This window comes from Kitasatospora sp. NPDC032121, assembly GCF_055580145.1.
This window is the reverse complement of record NZ_JBVILX010000022.1, coordinates 25,300-44,030: the sequence shown is the minus strand read 5'-3', so window position 1 is coordinate 44,030 and position 18,731 is coordinate 25,300. Positions and strand designations below refer to the sequence as shown.

At 73.0% G+C, this 18,731-nt stretch carries 13 protein-coding genes and 3 pseudogenes; 7 read left to right on the top strand and 9 right to left on the bottom strand.

Going from position 1 to position 18,731, the window contains the following annotated elements; genetic code table 11:
* Positions 1-28: 28 nt before the first annotated feature.
* Positions 29-2,476 carry an ATP-binding protein gene (locus ACZ5OX_RS34370; RefSeq protein WP_465635598.1) on the bottom strand — a complete coding sequence of 816 codons (2,448 nt, stop codon included), beginning with the start codon at positions 2,474-2,476 and terminating at the stop codon, positions 29-31.
* Positions 2,477-2,693: 217 nt separating this feature from the next.
* On the opposite strand from ACZ5OX_RS34370, the gene ACZ5OX_RS34365 reads away from it, so the two are divergent.
* Positions 2,694-3,503 carry a hypothetical protein gene (locus tag ACZ5OX_RS34365; protein ID WP_465635596.1) on the top strand — a complete coding sequence of 270 codons (810 nt, stop codon included), beginning with the start codon at positions 2,694-2,696 and terminating at the stop codon, positions 3,501-3,503.
* A 25-nt stretch (positions 3,504-3,528) separates the two neighbouring features.
* Here ACZ5OX_RS34365 and ACZ5OX_RS34360 read toward each other — a convergent pair whose 3' ends face one another.
* From ACZ5OX_RS34360 to ACZ5OX_RS34345, 4 genes are all read right to left on the bottom strand, one after another.
* Positions 3,529-4,503 carry a BtrH N-terminal domain-containing protein gene (locus ACZ5OX_RS34360; RefSeq protein WP_465635594.1) on the bottom strand — a complete coding sequence of 325 codons (975 nt, stop codon included), beginning with the start codon at positions 4,501-4,503 and terminating at the stop codon, positions 3,529-3,531.
* Positions 4,500-5,339 (bottom strand): MerR family transcriptional regulator, encoded by an 840-nt coding sequence (locus ACZ5OX_RS34355; protein WP_465635593.1) that lies wholly within the window; start codon positions 5,337-5,339, stop codon positions 4,500-4,502. Before ACZ5OX_RS34355 ends, ACZ5OX_RS34360 begins: the two co-directional genes overlap by 4 nt.
* 84 nt (positions 5,340-5,423) lie before the next feature.
* Positions 5,424-5,942 carry a hypothetical protein gene (locus tag ACZ5OX_RS34350; protein ID WP_465635591.1) on the bottom strand — a complete coding sequence of 173 codons (519 nt, stop codon included), beginning with the start codon at positions 5,940-5,942 and terminating at the stop codon, positions 5,424-5,426.
* A gap of 159 nt (positions 5,943-6,101) precedes the next feature.
* Complete coding sequence (locus ACZ5OX_RS34345) at positions 6,102-10,631, bottom strand: LamG domain-containing protein (RefSeq protein WP_465635589.1); 4,530 nt, start codon at positions 10,629-10,631, stop codon at positions 6,102-6,104.
* 507 nt (positions 10,632-11,138) lie between these two features.
* On the opposite strand from ACZ5OX_RS34345, the pseudogene ACZ5OX_RS34340 reads away from it, so the two are divergent.
* Together ACZ5OX_RS34340 and ACZ5OX_RS34335 are read left to right on the top strand one after the other, a co-directional pair.
* Positions 11,139-11,225 (top strand): annotated as a pseudogene (locus ACZ5OX_RS34340) (short-chain dehydrogenase); the annotation flags it as partial.
* A gap of 177 nt (positions 11,226-11,402) precedes the next feature.
* A complete protein-coding gene (locus ACZ5OX_RS34335) occupies positions 11,403-12,122 on the top strand; it encodes a hypothetical protein (protein WP_465635587.1) in 720 nt (239 codons plus the stop codon).
* Positions 12,123-12,360: 238 nt separating this feature from the next.
* Here the strand turns inward: ACZ5OX_RS34335 and ACZ5OX_RS34330 are convergent, their stop codons facing one another.
* Positions 12,361-12,927 (bottom strand): GNAT family N-acetyltransferase, encoded by a 567-nt coding sequence (locus ACZ5OX_RS34330; RefSeq protein WP_465635585.1) that lies wholly within the window; start codon positions 12,925-12,927, stop codon positions 12,361-12,363.
* Positions 12,928-12,964: 37 nt separating this feature from the next.
* On the opposite strand from ACZ5OX_RS34330, the pseudogene ACZ5OX_RS34325 reads away from it, so the two are divergent.
* Positions 12,965-13,195, top strand: a pseudogene (locus ACZ5OX_RS34325) (IS5/IS1182 family transposase); the annotation flags it as partial.
* Between the two features lie 19 nt (positions 13,196-13,214).
* On the opposite strand, the gene ACZ5OX_RS34320 reads toward ACZ5OX_RS34325, so the two are convergent.
* A complete protein-coding gene (locus tag ACZ5OX_RS34320) occupies positions 13,215-14,426 on the bottom strand; it encodes an alpha/beta hydrolase family protein (protein ID WP_465635583.1) in 1,212 nt (403 codons plus the stop codon).
* A 202-nt stretch (positions 14,427-14,628) separates the two neighbouring features.
* On the opposite strand from ACZ5OX_RS34320, the pseudogene ACZ5OX_RS34315 reads away from it, so the two are divergent.
* Positions 14,629-15,164: pseudogene (locus tag ACZ5OX_RS34315) on the top strand (IS5 family transposase); the annotation flags it as partial.
* Positions 15,165-15,294: 130 nt separating this feature from the next.
* Here ACZ5OX_RS34315 and ACZ5OX_RS34310 read toward each other — a convergent pair.
* Positions 15,295-15,804 (bottom strand): hypothetical protein, encoded by a 510-nt coding sequence (locus ACZ5OX_RS34310; protein ID WP_465635582.1) that lies wholly within the window; start codon positions 15,802-15,804, stop codon positions 15,295-15,297.
* 169 nt (positions 15,805-15,973) lie between these two features.
* Positions 15,974-16,600, bottom strand: coding sequence for an ABC transporter ATP-binding protein (locus tag ACZ5OX_RS34305; RefSeq protein WP_465635581.1), 627 nt, complete (start codon positions 16,598-16,600; stop codon positions 15,974-15,976).
* A 142-nt stretch (positions 16,601-16,742) separates the two neighbouring features.
* Between ACZ5OX_RS34305 and ACZ5OX_RS34300 the strand changes: the two genes are divergently transcribed.
* Both ACZ5OX_RS34300 and ACZ5OX_RS34295 read left to right on the top strand, forming a co-directional pair.
* On the top strand, positions 16,743-17,948 hold the full coding sequence (locus tag ACZ5OX_RS34300) for a sensor histidine kinase (protein WP_465635579.1): 1,206 nt from the start codon (positions 16,743-16,745) through the stop codon (positions 17,946-17,948).
* Positions 17,945-18,640 (top strand): response regulator, encoded by a 696-nt coding sequence (locus ACZ5OX_RS34295; protein ID WP_380781500.1) that lies wholly within the window; start codon positions 17,945-17,947, stop codon positions 18,638-18,640. Before ACZ5OX_RS34300 ends, ACZ5OX_RS34295 begins: the two co-directional genes overlap by 4 nt.
* Positions 18,641-18,731 lie beyond the last annotated feature (91 nt).

Sequence of the window (18,731 nt, the reverse complement as noted above, 5' to 3'; positions counted from 1 at the left end):
GATTCTCCACGGCGGGCCGGTGCCGGCGTCAGGACTCGGCGCCGGCCCCAGGGTCCGCCGGCGCCCGTTCCGTGGGCCCTGACCGCCGCCGGCTCCCGGCGGGTTCGTCGCGCTGCTCGTACGTCCACACCGCGAGCTGGGTGCGCGAGGCGAACCCCAGCTTGTCCAGGATGCGTTCGACGTGGTTCTCCGCGGTGCGCTGCGCGATCGTCAGGCGCGCCGCGATGTCCTTGTTGGTGAGGCCTTCGGCGACCAGTTCCGCGATCTGGCTCTCGCGCCGCGTCAGTCCCGGCACCCCGGCCGCGTCCTCCAGTACGTAGGCCATCGCCTCGTCCACGGTGGCGCGCGCTCCGCGGCGGAACTCCCGGTCGAAGGCGGCGGCGGGCAGCGCCTCCCGCGCCGCGGCGTCGAAGCGCAGGTGCCGGGCGCGCATGAACGGCGCCGCGCCGAGTCGCCCGCCCAGCGACTCCCACAGCAGGTGCAGCACGCCCAGGAGCCGGGCGGTGCGCCGCGGGTCGTCCCGGGTGCTCCACGCGATGACCTCCACGCACATGGCCACGTCCCACCAGTCCTGGAACGGGCGCAGCCGGGCGATGGCCGCCCTGGCGTGCGTGATCGCGTCGGCGGGCGCGTCGGCGCGCAGGGCCAGCAGGGCGCGGGCGAGCAGGGCCATGCCGCGCAGCCATGACTCGTCGTGCGCGCGGGCGGCCTCCTCGACCTCTCGGCAGGCCTCGTCGGCCACGGCGGACTCGCCTCCGTAGGCGTTCGCGATGGCGAACTTGACCCGGCATTCGAGGGCCGCGTCGAGACAGCCGAGCGCGCGGAACTCGCTGTGCGCCCGCGCGAACAGCTCGGCGGCGCTCGCGAAGTCCTCCCGCCAGACGGCGAGGATCCCGTGGTGGTGCCGCACCCAGGCCGACTCCCGCCGGTGTCCGCCCCGGCCGGCCACCGCCTCGCAGGCGGCGAGGGCGCGGCGGACCTCGTCCTCCGGGTCGCCCCGCAGGATGCGCAGGTACGTCTCGGTGACCAGGGCCTGTACGCGGACGGCGGCGTCCGGCCCGGCGTCGTCGCCCTCGCCGTGGGCGGCGTCCGGCCCGGCGTCGTCACCCGCGCCGTGGGCACGGTCGGCGGCGAGCAGCTGTGACAGCCAGTGGCACCCTTCGGGCAGCAGGCCCGCGGTGATCCAGTAGTGCCGGGGCGACACGGCCAGGGCCAGACCGGCCCGCGCCTGCCCGGGCCGTTCCAGGCAGTACTCCAGGGCCGCGCGCAGGTTCGGGTGGTCCAGGCGCAGCCGCGTGAACCAGTCGACCTGCCGGGGCCCGAACCACTCCCGCCCGGCTCGTGCGGTCAGTTCGGCGTACCGGTCCCGGTGGCGGCCGCGCAGCGCGTCGAGCGAGCCGGACGCGGCCAGCCGCTCGTACCCGTACTCCCGTACCGTCTCCAGCATGTGGTAGCGCGAACGCCCGTTCACCTGGCGGCAGTTGACGATCGACCTGGCCACCAGGCCGTCCAGGACGTCGAGCAGGGCGGCGGGCGGCAGTTCGGTGTCCGCGCAGACCTGTTCGAGGCCCTCCAGGTCGAACCCGCCGCGGAACACCGAGGCGCGTGCCCAGAGCAGCCGTTCGCGCGCCGTGCACAGGTCGTGGCTCCAGTCGATCAGCGCGCGCAGGGTGCGCTGCCGGTCGGTGGCGACGCTGCTGCCCCCGGTGAGCAGTGCGAACCGGTCGGTGAGCCGCTCCAGGATCTCCTGCGGCGTCAGGCTCCGGATGCGGGCGGCGGCCAGCTCGATCGCGAAGGGCAGCCCGTCCAGGCGGCGTACGAGCTCGGCGACGGCGGCGGCGTCGGCCCTGGTCAGGGTGAAGCCGGGCAGCACGGCGGCGGCCCGGTCGGTGAACAGCGCGACGGCCGGGTTGCCGCTCACGGCGCGCAGGCCGTGGCCGGTACCGGCGTCCGCGCCCGCGTCCGGCACCGGCAAGGGCTCCACGGGGAAGACCTGTTCGCCCGCGATGCCGAGCGGCTGCCGGCTGGTCGCCAGGACCCGCAGCCCGGGCGCGGCCCGCAGCAGCGTGGCGGTGAGGCGGGCGCACGCGTCGATCAGGTGCTCGCAGTTGTCCAGCACCAACAGGGCCCGCCGCTCGCGCAGCCGGGCGGCGAGGACGGTCGTCGCATCGGCGCCGGGGCGGCCCGGGTTCGCCGCGTCGAGGGTGCCGAGAACGCTCGGGGCGAGCAGCTCCGGGTCCCGCAGGTCGGCGAGTTCGGCCACGTACACGCCGTCGGGGAAGGCGGAGCGCGCCGCGCCCGCCGCCACGCGCAGCGCCAACCGGGTCTTGCCCACGCCCCCGGTTCCGCTGAGCGTGACCAGGCGCGCGCCGGAGAGCAACCGGGCGATCCGGGCCGTCTCCGCCCGCCGCCCGATCAACGACGTCAGTGCGACGTCCGGGCCGGCGAAAGTCCCCGTGGCTGCCTCCGATTCCATGGGTCGCCATCTTACGGACGCACGGGAATTGAGTAGTTCTCCCGTTGCCCCGCCGCGCGAACCCGCCCGAGACTCGACAACCGCGGCATCGGGCGATCGAGTGAGGTGTGTGTTGTCGGCAGGCGCGGCAGCGGGGTCGGAGCAGACCGGGCGGCTGGGGCAGCGGGTGTGGACCTACCAGGGGGGCTACGCGCGCAGGCCCCTGAGCGCGTTCGTCGTGCTCCTCATCATCTTCATCGTGATGTGCACCCTCGTCGGCAAGTACGACGACGAGGACTCCTCGTTCCGCCTCGCGTTCTGGGCGGTGGTCGTGGCGGACGTGCTGTCCCTCGCCCTGGGCGTGCGGCACGCCAGGATCCGGATCCGGGAGTACGAGCACGGCTTCGAGCTGCGCCGGCCGGGGCGCCGCACGCTGCGGTACACGTGGCAGGAGATCGCGTCCGTCGAGTCGACCCGGGTGTCCGTCCACATCAACTTCGCGCACTCGCACGACGTGCTCAAGACCGTGATCCGGCCGTACACGGGCGGCCGGATCCGGGTCAGGGGCCTGGACTACATCAAGGTCCGCGAGGAGTGCGGCTTCTGGAGGATGATCTCGAGGCCGTACCCCACCACCGGCGAACGTTTCGTGGCGACCGCGTCGCAGGCCGTCGCCGAGGCCCGTGCGCAACGCCTCGTGGACGAGCTCGGCGCGGGCGGCTCGTTCCGCTGGGGCGCCCTGACCTTCACCGCCGAAGGGATGACGCTCGCCCCCTTCACCGCGCCGGTCGCCTGGTCCCGGATCGCCCTCGTCTCCGCGAACCCGAGCAGCGGCGTCCGGCTCGACGTACAGGGGCTGTCCGCGCACGTAGGCAGCCGGGCCCTGTCGGCGCGCGCGACGAAGAAGGGCTACCGCACCGACGGGGACCGGCTGGAGGTGTTCGTGCCCGTCCGCCGCCCCGGCTCGGACTACGCGGCGCTGAGCATCCTGCTCGCCTACGGCGCCGCCCTGCACAGCGGGCGGGACGAAGGAACGGTAGGGCGGTAGGGCGGTAGGGCGGTAGGGCCCGGGCTCAGCCGCCCAGGCGGGCCAGCCGCCCCATCGCCTCGCGCTCGATCCGCGCCAGCTCGCCCAGCAGCCTGCCGGCCCGCTCCAGCGGCGCCGCGTCCCCCGACTCCCCCGCCGCGCCGATCAGCCGGGCCGCCTCCGTCCAGCCCGCCGCGGCCTCGGCGTACCCGTCGCGGGCGGCCCGCACCCGGACGTCGCCGAGCAGTTCGGCGGACTCGGCGAGGAAGTCCCGGTACAGGTTACGGAACAGCGCGCCGCCCGTCCCGGCCAGCTCCATCATCCGGGCGGCCTGCGGCAGTTGCTCGCCGGGCCGGTCCGCCCGGGTCAGCCAGCCCGGCACCAGGGCGGCGGCCTTGGCGATGCCGCGGTGGCCGAGGTTGGCGATCGGCGGGTGCAGGAACGCCGCCGCGCAGTCCGCCATCGCCGGAGCCACCAGGACTCGCAGGTGCGGGAGTTCGCCGTTCCGGGTGAGCGTGAAGGAGCGGTGACGGGCCGTCATCGGGCCGCGTTCGGCGCGCGCCGCCGCGAGCGAGGCCAGGCTGGTGGTGACCGCGCCGCCCTGCTGCGCGGTGTCCACCAGGTGGGCGTCGGTCGCGTCGTAGCCGCGCATCGCGACCACGTGCCCGCCGAAGTGCACCCGGGAGGTGAAGTACTCCAGGTGGTAGCTGTCCAGTTGGAGCCCGACCGGGCGTCCGGCGTCCAGCTCCGCCGCCACGTTGCGCCAGGCCCGGCCGGCCGAGGCGGTCTCCCGGACGTCCAGCCGCAGCCCGAGCCGGGCGGCCAGGGCGCGGGTCAGCTCGAAGGGCTTCACCCGGCCGCCGAGGAACGGGAAGTCCATCCCCTTGCCGTCCCAGTAGACGAACGACAGCCCGGCCCCGAGTCCGAACAGCATCGGCTCGGACAGCTCGACTCCCTCGTGGCGCAGCAGCACGTCCAGCGCCGTCGTCTCGCAGTGCCGGCCATCCCACGGCTCCGTCATGCCGCCTCCTCCGTCCGCTCCTCGACGACCCGGACCACCAGCCGGGTCGTCCACTCCTCCGCCGGGGCCTCCCCCGGTCCGACCAGGTACGCCTCCCGCACCGGTGCCAGCGGCCGCAGTCCGCGCTCGTGCACGGCGGCCATCAACGCGTGGTAGGCGAGCGGCAGTTGGGAGTAGGGGCCATGGTGGAGCGTCTCCACCACCGGGCCGCCGGGCAGCAGCTCGCGCTCCAGCCCGTCGGACCTGCCGCCCTTCTCCGTCACGTCTGCCGCGTCCGCTTCGGCGCCGACCGCAGTGCGCATGCCCTCGCCGAGGTCCAGCGGGAACAGCCCCCACAGCGGGGGCCGCCAGGGCTCGCCCCGCAGTCCCGCCAGCAGCCGGCCGACGCACGCGCCGACCCGCTCCCCCAGCTCGCCCGGCCCGGCCACCGCCCGTACGACGACGAGCCGCCGCTCCGGCTCCCGTCCGAGGACGATCTCGTACCCGGGCGGACCGCCGCCGACGGCAAGGCGTTCCAGCAGCTCCAGGCGGGCCCGGTCGCGGGTGATCCGCTCGGCGACCCGGTCGCGTTCGGCGCCCAGCAGGCGGGCCCGCTCCGGCTCGGCGGCCGCCAGCGTCGCGGCGATCACCGCGAGCGGCACGTCGAGTTCACGCAGCAGCGCGACGGTGAGCGCGTCGCGCGCCTGCCCGGGGGCGTAGTAGCGGTACCCGGTGGCGGGGTCGACCCTGGCCGGGGGCAGCAGGCCGGTGTCGTCGTAGTGGCGGAGCTGTTTCACGCTCAGCCGGCAGAGGCGGGCGAAGCGCCCGATGGTGAGGAGGTCGTCCTGGTCTCGCACGGGCCCATCGTGGACCCTCCCGCCGTGGGAGGGTCCATCCCGGGCACCCCACCCGATCGGGGCCGCACCGGATGCCGCGTGGCGTCAGCGGCCGAAGCCGTCGTCCGGGGTGCCGGGCACGGGCGGGTGGCAGAGGTGGCCGGATTCGGTGGCGTGGACGCTGTAGAGCAGTTGGTCGTCGGCCGTGAAGGTGAAGGCGACACTCACTCCGGGGAGTTCGGCGGCCTGCGTGGCGAAGGCGAACTCGCGGTCCGAGCGGTGCAGTTCCCGCCATTCGAGGCCGGCTCCGGCGAACGCGTCGGCCAGCCGGTCGAATCGGACGCCGGTCGGAAAGGTAAGGAATTCCCCCGGTGCGCCGGCCGGAATCCGGACCGCCTCGTACCAGGTGCGCAGCGAAAGGCGGTTGACGATCCGGCACTGGCAGGATTCGAAGGTGACGTCGCCGTACCCGAACCAGTGCGGCCAGCGTCGTCTCCGGTTGATCCGGCCGGATTTCTCGAACGGTCCGAGCCGTTCGACGATGTCGGCCAGACCATCCAGCGGTCGGATTCCGCCGAGCCTCGCGGCCGATCCGAATTCCGTCAACACCCGGAGAAATTCCATGTGTTCATGATGGCACAGCGAAGTGTCGGGAGAAATCGAGTGCGGTGCGGCCCGCCCCGGAGGGAAGGCCGCACCGCACCCCGATCAACACATCCTGATCAACACACCCTGATCAGCACATCCTGACACTCTGGTCGGCACATCCCGATCACCGCACCGTCAGCCCATCCGCTCCAGCGCGTCGATCAGGAACTTCAGTTCCAGCGCACGGTTGGTGGAGCAGCTCCAACCGCCGCCCCAGGTGCCGGGCTGATTGCCCGGGGTGTTGAAGATGCGCATGGCGTCCCTCGCCACCGACTTGATCTCCTCCCGCAGCGACTTGTCGGACTTGATGATGTCGATCACCGCGTCGATCTCCGCCTGGGTGGCGTCCCGCGGCGCGGGCCGCCCGACGATGCCCCGGATGCTGCCCTTCTCGTCGGGCCGCAGGGCCACCTCGGCGCCGTTCAGCAGGTTGATGTGCGAACCCTTGGCGCAGAAGTCGTCGTGCAGCACCGCTGCCCGCTTGATGCCGCAGAACCTCTTCTTCCCCGCGGCGAGCCGCAGGCCGCCGGCCGGTGCGCCCTCGGGACGGACGAACGCGGCGGAGACCACACCGGAGGCACCCTCGGCGGCCAGCTCCAGCACGCACTCCCCGTCGGCGGCCTTCCTGGCGTCCTCGATCACCTTGCGCAGGCGGTCGATGGCCCGCTTGGCCGCCACGGACTCCTCGAAGAACTTCCCGATGCCCTCGCCGATCCGGATGACCGCCTTGCTGACGGCCGGGAGCTTGCCGACCACGGCCACCAGGCTCGCCACGTTGAGCGCCGTCCACAGGCAGCCCTCGACGTCCCCCTCGGTGAAGCACTTCTTGGCGTCGGTGACCCCGAGCACGTCGAGCAGGATCTCCCCGCCGTTCTCCTTCACCCAGTCGAGGACGTCCTTGGCGGCATCCGCCTTGGCCTTGCGGAACTCGTCGACGCAGCTCTGACCGCACTGGGCCAGCAGCAGCTGCTCGTCGTTCCCGCTGAGGTCCGGGCCGGTGTCGGCCGGACCGGCCGTCACCTGGGCGGCCCGGGCCGCCTGCGCCGCCTGCTCGTCCTTGCGCTGCTGCTCCTCGGCCCGCTGGGCCGACTGGTCGGCCTGCTGGGCGGCGCCCTGGGCGTTGGCCGCGGCCTTCTCGGCCTCGGTCGCCGCCTTGTCCGCCTGCTCGGCGGTGGCACGGGCCCTGGCCGCGTCGGCCTCCGCCGCGGTCGCGCTGCTGCGCGCGGTGGCGGCGTCCTGCTCGGCCGCCGTGGCTGCGGCCCGGGCGGCGCCGGCCTCGTTCGCGGCGTCGGTCGAGGCGGCCGCCGCGGCGAACGCGTCGACGTGGGCCTGCTCGTCGTACTTCGCGGTGTTGGTCTCGGCGACCTTCGCCGCCGCGGCCTCGTTCGCCGCCTGGGCGGCCGAGGCGCGCGCCTGCTGCAGCGAGGCGAGCGCCCTGGTGGTGTCGGCCGCCGCGTTCGCGCTGGCCTGGGCGGCCGCCTTGGCGTCGCTGCCGGCCTTGGCCGCCAGCGCGGCCGCGGTGGCGGCGGCCTTCGCCGCCTCGTCCGCGCGGGCCTGGGCGGCGTCGTTCTGCTGCTGGGCCAGGGTCTTGCCGCTCTGGCCGACCAGTACGGCCAGCGCGGCCGCGGAGTCGGTCTCCCGGTACGGCGTGCCGAGCGCGATCGCCTGGTTCCCGGCCGTGATCGCCGCGGCCGCGGTGTCCCGGGCGGCGAGCGCGGAGAGCGAGGCCGCGTGGGCCCGGCCGGCGGCGCGGGCGCTGTCGGCGGCGGCCTGGGCGGCCTGCAGCTGGGCCGCCTTCTGCGCCAGTTCGGCCTTGAGTGCGGCGGCAGCGGCCACCTTCACCTGCTCGGCCGCGTTCTTGACGTTCTGCGCGGCCTGCTCGGAGGCGGCGATCGCGTCCGCCGCCGCGGCGTGCGCGGTGGAGGCCGCCGCGCTGGTGATGGCGACGTCGGCCTGGGCCGCGTCCGAGGCGGCCCGGGCCCGCTGGGCCGCGCCGGTCGCCTCGGTGGCCGCCGCCCGGGCGGCGATCGCGCTGCGGCCGGCCGCGTCGGCCGCGGCCCTGGCACCACCGGCCGCGGTCGTGGCCTCGGCGGCGGCGGCCTTCGCCTGGTCCGCCGCCTGTCGGCTCTCCTTGGCGTCGGCGCTGCCGGCGGCCGCGTCGGCGGCGGCCTCCAGGGCCTTCTGCCGGGCGGTGGCGGCGTCCTTGCGGGCCTCCGCTGCCGCGGCCGCGTCCCGGGCGAGGTAGGCCTGCGCCTCGGCCGTCTTCGCGGCGCTCTCCTTGTCCGCCGCGGTCTTCCCGGCGCTCTCGGCGGCGCTCAGCGCGGCCGCCGCGGCAGCCCGCTTCATGGTCGCTTCGGCCTCGGCGGCGGCCGCCTTGGCCCGTTCGCCGTCGGCCTTCTGCCGCGCGGCGGCCGCGTTGGCCCGCTCCTGCTCGGCGACGGCCCGCTTGGCGTGCGCGTCGTCGGCGGCCGCCTTGGCGTCCCGCTCGGCCTGCTGTGCCCGCTCCCGGTCGGCCTTGGCCCGGGCGGCGGCCTGGGCCGCCTGGTCGGCCTGGGCGGCCGCGGCGGCGGCGGCGGCCTTGGCCTGGTCCGCGGCCTCCTGGGCGACGGCGCGCTGGAACTCGGCCTGGGTGGCGTGGGTCTGGGTGTCGGCCAGGGCGTAGAGCGCACCGCTGTCGGCCTGGCCGGCGGCGACCGCGTTCAGGGTGGTCTCGATCGCCTTGGACGCCGTCTGCGCGGCCGCCGCCGACGCCTTGGTGACCTGCGCCGACTGCAGCGCGTGGGTCAGTCCGCGGCCGTACGGGGTGCCGCCGGACTCGGCGATCTTCCCGGCCTCGGACTGCGCGGCGGTCGCCCGGTCGGCCTGCGCCTTGGCGGAGGCCGCGGCCTGTCGGGCGATCGCCAGCTGGGCGCTGACCGCGTTCCGGGCGTTCGCCATCGCCGCGGTGGCGTTGGCGAAGGTCTGCGGCTTCGGGTAGTTGGGGTCGTTCGACGGCTTGCCCTGCCAGTACTTCTGGAAGACCAGCATCCGGCTGACGATGAACGCCTGGCCCTGGGCCTCCACCATCGCGCTGGTGGCGGTCCGCAGGTTCTGGTAGGCCGTCAGGTCGGCGGAGACGATGTCGCCGCGCTGCTTGGCCTGGTCGCCCAGCTCGGCCTGCCACTCGGCGCTGGCGGTGGCCACCACCTCGTTCAGGATGTGCTGGGGGTCGAGCGGGTCGCTCGCGTCGCAGCCGGCCCACTGGGCCTTGAGGTCCTCGACCTCGGTGCGGAACTCCACCGAGTCCTTCGCCGGGGCGACCGTGGGCAGACCGCCGAGCCGGATGAACCGGGCGATCTGGTAGGCCGACAGGCGCTTGAGGACGTCCTCGTTGACGAAGAACCCGTACCAGCTCGGCCCGCCGTTGTTACCGGCCGCCGCCCGGCGTTCCTGGTAGATCGCGATCGCCCGGTCCAGGGCGGCCTGGGAGGGCTTCGGCGGGCCCGTCGGGTCGACGAGCTTGCCGTCGCCCAGGAAGGCCCAGATCGGAGCGCCGTAGCCGGGCTTGTTCAGGAAGGACATGTAGTCGGGGCCGGAGACCGCGAACGGCTTGGTGATGTCCGTCCAGGCCCCCTCGCGGGCCAGCTCGGCGTCCTGGATCGCGCGCTGGTCGCGCTGGTCGTCCACCGCGGCGGCCGCGATCGGCCCGTACCCCCACCCGCTGACCGCCGCGTTGCGGACGTCGGCGACCGTGCCGGCCAGGGCCTTGGCGGTCAGCGCCTTGACCTTGGGTCCGCCCGCGTGCAGCGCGACAGCCAGCGAGCAGCGGTCGTCGCGGATCACGCTGTCGGCGATCGCCACGTTCGACGCCTCGACGTCCGACAGCGCGCGCTGCCAGATCCGGACGTCGGCGATCCGCCCGGGGAGGTGGTCGCCCGGCTGGCCGGCCCACATCCCGCGGCCGATGTTCAGCTCGCCGGTGGCCTTCCAGGTGGCGGTGTGCGGGGCGGTCGCGACCTTGACGCCGTTGACGAACAGCCGGATCTCGCCGGCCGCGGCGTCGTACTCGCCGGTGAGGTGGGTCCAGCCGCTCTTGTCGGTCAGTGCGACGGTGCCGTCCGCGGTGTCCCAGCCGATGTTCTCCGAGTCGCCCCGCGGCATGCCGAACAGCGGCTTGCCGTCCGGATTCACCTTCAGGTAGAAGCCGGAGACCCGGCTGCCGCCCTCGGTGACCACCGCGTACGAGGCGTCCGGCTTCTTGCTGAGCTGCACCCAGGCGGAGACCGTGAAGGACTGGTCGGTCGGCACGGTGAGCGGGACGGAGTCGTACTGGTTGGTGCCGTCCAGCCGGAGCGAGCGGACGGTGTGTCCGGGGATCCCCCAGATGACCTCGTTGTCGGTCCCGGGTCCGGCGTGGGCGCCGTTGTGGTGGACGGCGCGCGGACCGCCGTCGATGAGGTTCGGCGCGGTCTTCTCGTCGCTCCACTCGTAGTCGTAGTGGGCGACCTCGCCGTTGACCGCGAAGGCGGGCGCCGCGGGCACGTCGGCCGGGGCGGCGGAGCGGACGGGCGCCGCGTGCGCCGCGGAGGTCACCAGGGACATCGCGGTGGCTATCGCGGTGACGCCCAGTGCCCTGGCCACGGCGCGGCGCGCCCGGCGTGAGCGGATCGGTAATCTGGTCTGCATGGGAGTGGCTGTTCTCCTGATGGTGGCCGCAAGATGAGCCGCCCGGCGTCCGGGCGGGAGCACCAGGAGCGCGCGCTGCCTCGGGGCGGCGCGATCGTGCGGGCCGACGACCGGTCAGCCCACGGCCCGCACAGGGCCCTTGCTGATCCGTCGCCCGCACCGCACCGTTCGCGTCGTCCGCGTCGGTTCGCACGTGAGTGGTCGATCGCCGGCCGACGCGTCGACGCACGCGGGCAGGCCGAAACACCTGCCGCGTGGTCCCCCCGGTTCCTGCGGCTCTTCCCCCCGGAAGCCGGCCGCCCCGCCGGTGAAGGCCGAGGGCGGCTCGGCCATCCCGCAACTGATGACCGCTCAGATCGTTCCACTCGCACACGACGCATCGATACCGCCGATCGACGGGGGCGGCGCCCCCGTCGATCGGCGGGGCGCCGAACGGCCGCCGCCACCAGCGCCCCATGTGCCGAAAAGCACTGGCAGACCGCGCTGATCCAGGAGACGCTGAACTCCATGACGACAACCCTGATCACCGGGGCCGACAAGGGACTTGGCCACGAGGCTGCCCGCCGCCTGATCGCCGCCGGTCACACCGTCTACCACCGGCGGCTGTTTCGACGCGGCGGGCCCCTGCCCTGGTAGCCCTCCGGCGGCGCCCGCCGGCCGCCTCGTTCTTTGACTTCGCACCCGCCGTGCCACAAGCATGGCCGCGACCACCGGGGAGGGCCTGTGACGGAACGCACCGTCCGAACGTCGAAGCGCGGACGACGGAATCGCTTGACCGCCGTAGCGGCCGTAGCCGTTCTCGGTGGCGGCTTCGCGATCAACGCCTGGCTGAACCGGGGCCCCGGCACCGAGGTCCACGAAGGCCCCGTGGCCGGCCACCCGCTGCTGGTCGGCTCCGACGGCCGCACCCTGACGCTCGACATCGGCTGGGGCTGCGAGAAACAACCCGAGCTCGTGGCCCGCGAGACCGCCGGCGCGGTGAAACTCTCCCTGCGACACACGGTCGACCCGAGGGGCTGCGACCTGGGCGGCCTCGGACGGATCACGGCCCACCTGAACGAACCGCTCGGAACCAGGGCCCTGAACGACGCCACCGGCAAGCCCGCCGTCCACTTCGACGAACGCGACCTCCGGCGGCCCGCGTTCCTGCCGGAGAACTACTACCCCTACCCCGCGGGCAGGATGGTCCACCTGCCCGGCCTGGCCCCGCTCCCGACCGACACCCCGGCCTGGGCCGGCGGATACCGGCTCGGAACCGGTCCGGAACAGGGGTCCCTGATCATCAGCCAGACCCTCCGCGGCAGCGCACCACCGGCCGGCCGGGCCACCAGCGTCAAGGGCCACCCCGCGACCATCACGCCGACGGACCCCAACGGAGGGCCCCGTTCGGTGACGTGGTCGGACGGGACGTACACCTTCGTGGTCACCACCGGCGGCCCTCCACGCCTCTCGGACGAGGAACTCGTCCACGTCGCGGAGAACCTGGGGTAGCCGACACCACGACCGGCACCACCTTGGGCACGGCCCGCCCGGTCCTCGACGTCGCGAACTGCGCCGCCGCGGGGGCGCGTCGTCTTCTTCCGGACCACCGGCGCGCACGTCGTCACGGCCGGCTACAGCGGTGACACGGTCTACCGGGGCAACAGCGGGAACCCCGAGACCATCACGGTGCCGGTGGCCCCCTGAGGACGCCTCGAAACCGCCGCTCCCCCGGTTCGACGTCCGCCGGTCAGGCCCGCTCGGTCTTCCACTCCCGGGCGAGCGTCGCGTAGACGTACTCGCTGCCCCAGCGCTCGCCGTCGAGGTCGTTCTCGACGAGGTGCGCCTCCCTGCGCATGCCGAGCCGCTCACAGACCCGCATCGACCCGGTGTTGAGCACGTCGAGACGGGCGAAGATCCGGTGGGCACCCAGCTCGGCGAAGGCCAGCGCGGCCACCGCGCGCGCCGCCTCGGTCGCGTAACCCCGGCCGCCGTACTCCGGGTTGAAGGACCAGCCGATCTCGACCTGGCGCGCCGACGCGCTCGCGAGCTTCAGCACGATCTCGCCGACGACCTTCGCCTCGCCGGCCGGGCAGACGGCGACCACCAGGTCGTCGCCGTCCTCGGACCACGCGGTGCCGGCCGCCCGCCGCGTCAGGCTCTGCACGCACTGTTCACGGGTGAGCGGCGGCCGGTAGAGGTAGCGGGCGACCTCGGGCAGGCCCTGGAAGGCGTGCAGGTCGTCGAGGTCATCCGGCGTGAACGGACGCAGCAGGAGCCGTTCGGTGCTGATGGGCAGCAGCGAGAGCACGGTCATCGATCGTTTCCTCCCCGAGAACTGCCCGCCAGCCTAGAAGGAACAGGTGGCCAACCGGAAGAAGAAGGGCAGCCGGGGTGGCCGGCCCTTCGACCACGACACCGACCTCTACAAGGAGCGGAACACCGTCGAGCGGCTGATCAACAAACTGAAGGCCTGGCGGGGCATCGCCACCCGGTTCGACAAGACGCCCGAGAGCTACCTCGCCGGCCTCCATCTCCGCGCCTCCATGATCTGGATCGACGACCTCGTGCGACCACCCAACTGATCACAACATCACACAGGCCCTAGTGCTGGAAGAGTACTTCCGGATTGTTCGGCGAGGGGCCGTCCAGCAGCGGACTGTGGATCCCCTTCAGCGTCTGGTCGAAGAACGCTGTCACGTACTCACGCGTGATCACCACCCCGCGTTCCGGGGAGAGGGGCGGCATCGGGAACCCGGCCTCCTCCAGAAGCAGGTCCAGGTCGGTGAAGCTGGTGTGGTCGGCGCCGGCGACCGCCAGCCACTTCTTGTAGCCGCCGAGGGCGGCCCAGGCCTGCCCCCACGTGGTGTCGTCGCCGCCGGCCGGGTGGTTGGCGGCCGCACCCAGCATGAGGAACGGCCGGTTGATCTGGCCGGGCATCGGGGCCGGGGCGAAGGTGCCGTCCATGTTCACTCCGGCCCGTACTCGCGGGTCGGCGATCATCGTGGTGGCGGCCGCCGCTCCGCCGAGGGAGTGTCCGGCCATGCCGATCTCGTGCTCGTCGATGAGGTGTGCCATGCGCCACGCGGTATTGCCGTGCGTCAACTGGTCGATCACGAAGGACACGTCCAGCGCGCGGCTGGCGGTGACCGTGCCCATGTCGAGGTTCGGGTCATCGCAGATCGCGCACGGCGGCGTCTGGCCGTTCGCCAGCGTCTCGCCGCTGTCCTCGTAGGTGTGGCCGACGAGTGCGACGACGTAGCCGTGACTGGCCAGGTCGGTCGCGAGCGAGGTGAGCATCATGCGCGGGTGCTCGAACCCGGGCGAGAGGACTACCAGCGGATACTTGCCGCTCCGCGGCCGCGCGCCGTCGAAGGCGTGAGTGGCGACGCTGGAAAGGTTCTGTGGGGTGATGCCAGAGCTCGCCGGTATCTTCCGGAGCTGGATGGCTCCGGCTGCCTCGGCGAGGGTCATGTAAGGGGCCGGAGTCCCGGTCCCGGGGACGGCCGGGTAGACCATCGTGACGGTCAGTTGGCGGGGGCCGGATGACGGCACCCACGGGTCGGGACGGCTCGCGTCGGTGAGGTGGATGACGTCCTCGCCGGCGGCGTAGGGGCCGGTCGGCGCGGGGAGCGCGCCGTGGAAGGACCGCGTGGGCGCGGTGGCCGTGGCCGTGGCCGGTGCGGTGTCGAACGCGTGCGTGGCCACCGGTGTGGCCGACGGTGTGGTCGTGGCGGCGAACCCGGCGCCGGTTCCGGTGACGAGGGCGGCGAGCGCCAGCGCCGCGACGGCGCTGATACGGCGATTGCGTTTCATGGGATCGACGCTAGGTTCCGCGGCTCCGTCTCGAATCGGCCCGTGGATGTAACCATTCTGGTGTCGTTCGTAGCCCCCGCGAGGTACCGGAGTAATCCGCCGGGATTATGTCGTGCGGCGCGGGGTTCCCTTCGCCGGCATCGTCGAGCGCCACCTTCGTCTTGGCCTACGACGAACACGACGCCAAGCCCTACCGCTGGACCTACGACGGTTCCGGACCGGGGTGGCCTGGCGGGATGTGCCGCCGCGGTACGGCTCCTGGGCCACCCTGCACACCCGATTCCGGCGCTGGGCCGAGGACGGAACCTTCGAGCGGATGTTGCGGGCCGCGCAAGCGCAGGCGGACGCGGCCGGCGACATCGACTGGCTCGTATCGGTCGACTCCACCGTCGTGCGAGCCCGCCAGAGTGCCGCCGGGGCACGAAAAGGGGAACCCAAAACCAGGCGCTCGGCCGCTCCCGAGGCGGGCTGACCGGCAAGCTCCACCTGGTCGTCGACGGACTTGGTCAACCACTGGCCCTGGTTCTGACCGGCGGGAACACCAACGACTGCGCCCAGTTCACCACCGTCATGGACGCGATACGAGTACCCAGAACCGGGCTGGGACGGCCCCGCACCCGTCCCAACCACGTCCTCGGCGACAAGGGCTACAGCTCCAAGGCGATCCGCGTCTGGCTGCGAAAGCGCGGCATCAGCCACACCATCCCCGAGCGGGCCGACCAGATTTGCAATTTGCTTGCGTCAGCGCCGACTTTGTCGGCAGTCGACCCGAGCGGGCCGAACGAACCGCCCGTGGACCGCCGTTGCGGCAGGCCGGGGACTTCCCGGAACGGACCGCAAGCGCCGATCACGTCACGAGCTCTTCCGCTCAGCGGCCCGGCCGAGGGAAGGTCCTGGTCGCGAGAGCCGCGCAGGCCACCGCCAGCGGCAACTCGGCGAAGACCGTCATCAGCACCGCCAGCTTGAAGTCCGAACCCGGGGCAGCCGTCATGGTGTCGAACCAGGCGTCGACCAGCAGCACGGCCGAGGTCGCGGCGGAGGTCAGGCAGGCCCGGCAGTCGCCGCGCCTGAGGAGCAGTCCGGTGGAGAGCAGGCCGAGCGCCTCAAAGCTGTCCAGACCCGTCCACGTCCAGGCCCAGTGCGAGGCCTGAGCTGTGGCCGGCAGCCCGGTGTGCAGGAAGACCAGCCAGGGAATCATCGCCAGCCCGAGCACGGTGAGGACCGTGGCCGCCCGGCGAAGCAGCAGAGGGAACGTGGAAGCGGCCGCGGCCTTCGGAAGGATCCGCGGGACACCGGAGCCCGAACCGGCGTCCACGCGGACCAGACGGAGCGAATGAACGCCGGTCAGCAGGCCGAGGGAGAGTACTGATGACATCATCGCGGTGAACGTCGTCAAGGCCATGACGAGGGAATGGGCCCGACGCCGGCCCACGCCGGAGCGTACGACCTTGCCGAACGCGCTCACCGGCTCACCGCCGGCAGCATGCGGGCCATGGCGTGGAATCCGGCCTCGAAGAGGCGTCGGGGCATCGGCGGCTTGCGCAGCGTCATCCGAGCGCTCCCGCCGGACGGGTCAGCCGCGCGTGGGCGGCCAGGCCGGCACCGCTGCCACTGTTGACGACGTCCCGCGCGACCGCACCGTCCACCAACTCGATGATGCGGTGCGCGGTGGTGGCGGCCGGCTGCAACGCCGGCTTGTTCATCAGGGCCCTGGCCACCGCCACCCGCTGCCGCCGACCACCGGACAGCCGCTGCGGATAGGCCTTGACATGCCGCTCGATACCCAGCGAGCCGAGCAGGTCGACGGCCCGGCGCTTCGCCTCACCCTTGCCCATCCCAGCCAGCTGCGCCGGAACCATGACGTTGTCCAACACGGTCAGATCGTCGAGCAGGTTGAAGAACTGGAAGATCATGCCGATCGAGGCCCGGCGGTACTTCGCCGATCCGGCCTCACCAAGCTGATCGACGCGCGTGCCGTCGATGGTGACACTGCCGCTGGAGGGCTTGTCCAAACCGGCGATCAGGTTCAGCAGCGTGGACTTCCCACTGCCGGAATGGCCGAGGATCGCCACACAATCACCGGACGCCACGGACAAGGTCACACCGGCCACCGCGGGCGGGCCGTCGTCGTACTGCTTCATCGCGTCTTGGAGAGCGATCGGCGGATTCGTCATGGCCATGAACCTAGGAACGGACCATGATCCATCGCGTCGGCCGGTGGATTTCGCCGTTCCCCAGGCCGTCGGCCCGGGGGTGTACCCCGCGTACATCCCCGGGGCGACGCACGGAGCCCACGCCACTGAATACGATCTCCGCATGGAAGAGCTCCTCCAACGTCTCTCGACATCGAAGCGCGTGACCTGGCTGACGTCACAGGCCGTGGTGCTGGCCACCGCCGGCCTGTACGCGCTGATGATCCCCTTGACGATGGGGACCCCGGATCCTGAGCACTCCCTGTTCGGGTTCCCCGACCTCGAGCCCGTCCAGATGCTGGGTCTGTACGTCGTGCTCGCCCTTCCGGTTCTGCTGGTGCGCCGTCTGCCGGCGACCGTCTTCGCGGTGATCCTGGGCGAATCGGTCCTCGGCGACGCCTTCGGCGCCCGGCCCGTCATCATGTTGGTCCTGCTCGTCGCCTTGGGCGGGTACCTCGCCGCCCGGCGGCCGAAGGCTGCCGCCGTCGGCTCCGTCGCGGGCGTCGTGGCCGCTTTCGTCAACGACATCCACGACCGCGAGCAGTCCGTCGGCGACGCGGTCCAGTGGGCCGGGGGGTTCGCGTTGTGGTTCGCGGTCGCGTGGATCTTCGGAGGGGTGTACCGCAAGCGCCGTGAGTACCTCGGAGCCCTGCACGAGGAGAAGGCGGCCCGCGCCGTCATGGCCGAGCGACTGCGGATCGCCCGCGAACTGCACGACAGTGTCGCGCACAGCATCGGGATCATCACGGTGCTGTCGGGAGCGGCGGCGCGGGTCGTGGACACCAAGCCCGAGCAGACGCGGCAGGCGCTGAGCGGCATCGAGTCCACCAGCCGCCAGACGCTGCTGGAGCTGCAGCGCATGCTCGGGGCGCTGCGCCGCGCCGAGCCGGACGAGGCCATGCCGGGGGCCGCTCCGCTGGCGCCGGCCGGCAGCCTGGCCGATGTCCCGCGGCTCGCCGAACGTACGGCCGACGCCGGGGTGCGGGTCCACGTGGACTGGCGGGGCGAGCGGCGTCCGCTGCCGCCGGAGATCGAGCTGTCCGCGTTCCGGATCGTCCAGGAGTCGGTGACGAACGTGGTGCGGCACTCCGGTGCGCGGACGTGCAGGGTCGAGGTCGGTTACGAGCCGGAAGGAGTGAGGATCGAGGTGGTGGACGACGGGGACGACGGTCCCGGCGGGCCCGGCCGTCCGAGGCCCTGGGCGGCGGCCGGCGGGAGCGGTTTCGGCCTGCTCGGCATGCGCGAGCGAGTGACGTTGCTGTCCGGCCAGTTCAGCGCGGGCCGGCGTCCGGAGGGCGGATTCCGGGTGACGGCGAGGCTCCCGGCATGAGCGTGCGGGTGCTGCTGGTCGATGACCAGCCGCTGATGCTGGTCGGGCTCGGGATCCTGATCGGCGACACCGACGACCTGGAGGTGGTGGGCGAGGCCGGCGACGGCCGCGAGGCGGTGCGCCTGGTGCGTGAGCTGCGGCCGGACGTCGTGGTGATGGACATCCGGATGCCGGGCATGGACGGGATCGAGGCGACCCGGCAGGCAACCGCCGAGCCGGACCCGCCCAAGGTGCTGGTGCTGACGACCTTCGACGACGACGAGTACGTCTACGGCGCTCTGCGCGCCGGCGCCAGCGGATTCCTGCTCAAGAGCATGGCCCTGGACGCGATCCTGGACGCGATCCGTGTGGTGGCGGCCGGCGACGCGTTGATCGCGCCGAGCGTCACCCGACGGCTGATCGCCGACTTCGCCGGAACCTCCGCCACCCCCGCCACCCCCACGGCCCCCGAACCGGACACCGAGCCCGCCGCGGACTCGAGTCCCATCGCGGGGATCACCGACCGGGAGCGCGAGGTACTGGCACTGGTCGGACAGGGGCTGTCGAACGCTGAGATAGCCGAGCGGCTGGTGATCAGCGCGGCGACGGCGAAGACCCATGTCGCGCGTCTGTTCGCCAAGCTCGAGGCCCGGGACCGCGTCCACCTGGCGATCATCGCCTTCGAGGCCGGACTCGCGCCGGGTGGACGGTAGGGCAGGGTGAGAAGAACGATCGCCGACCACGAGTTCGCCACGTTCGCCAGACGCGCGAGCTCACCCACCTGGCCGCGGCGGGATTCGAGCC

What these genes read in the sequence shown, in the direction of transcription:
- ACZ5OX_RS34310 (WP_465635582.1), bottom strand. Translation starts at nt 15,804, where the DNA reads ATGATGTCATCAGTACTCTCCCTCGGCCTGCTGACCGGCGTTCATTCG.
- ACZ5OX_RS34295 (WP_380781500.1), top strand. Translation starts at nt 17,945, where the DNA reads ATGAGCGTGCGGGTGCTGCTGGTCGATGACCAGCCGCTGATGCTGGTC.
- ACZ5OX_RS34360 (WP_465635594.1), bottom strand. Translation starts at nt 4,503, where the DNA reads ATGACGGAGCCGTGGGATGGCCGGCACTGCGAGACGACGGCGCTGGAC.
- ACZ5OX_RS34370 (WP_465635598.1), bottom strand. Translation starts at nt 2,476, where the DNA reads ATGGAATCGGAGGCAGCCACGGGGACTTTCGCCGGCCCGGACGTCGCA.
- ACZ5OX_RS34305 (WP_465635581.1), bottom strand. Translation starts at nt 16,600, where the DNA reads ATGACGAATCCGCCGATCGCTCTCCAAGACGCGATGAAGCAGTACGAC.
- ACZ5OX_RS34300 (WP_465635579.1), top strand. Translation starts at nt 16,743, where the DNA reads ATGGAAGAGCTCCTCCAACGTCTCTCGACATCGAAGCGCGTGACCTGG.
- ACZ5OX_RS34350 (WP_465635591.1), bottom strand. Translation starts at nt 5,942, where the DNA reads ATGGAATTTCTCCGGGTGTTGACGGAATTCGGATCGGCCGCGAGGCTC.
- ACZ5OX_RS34345 (WP_465635589.1), bottom strand. Translation starts at nt 10,631, where the DNA reads ATGCAGACCAGATTACCGATCCGCTCACGCCGGGCGCGCCGCGCCGTG.
- ACZ5OX_RS34320 (WP_465635583.1), bottom strand. Translation starts at nt 14,426, where the DNA reads ATGAAACGCAATCGCCGTATCAGCGCCGTCGCGGCGCTGGCGCTCGCC.
- ACZ5OX_RS34330 (WP_465635585.1), bottom strand. Translation starts at nt 12,927, where the DNA reads ATGACCGTGCTCTCGCTGCTGCCCATCAGCACCGAACGGCTCCTGCTG.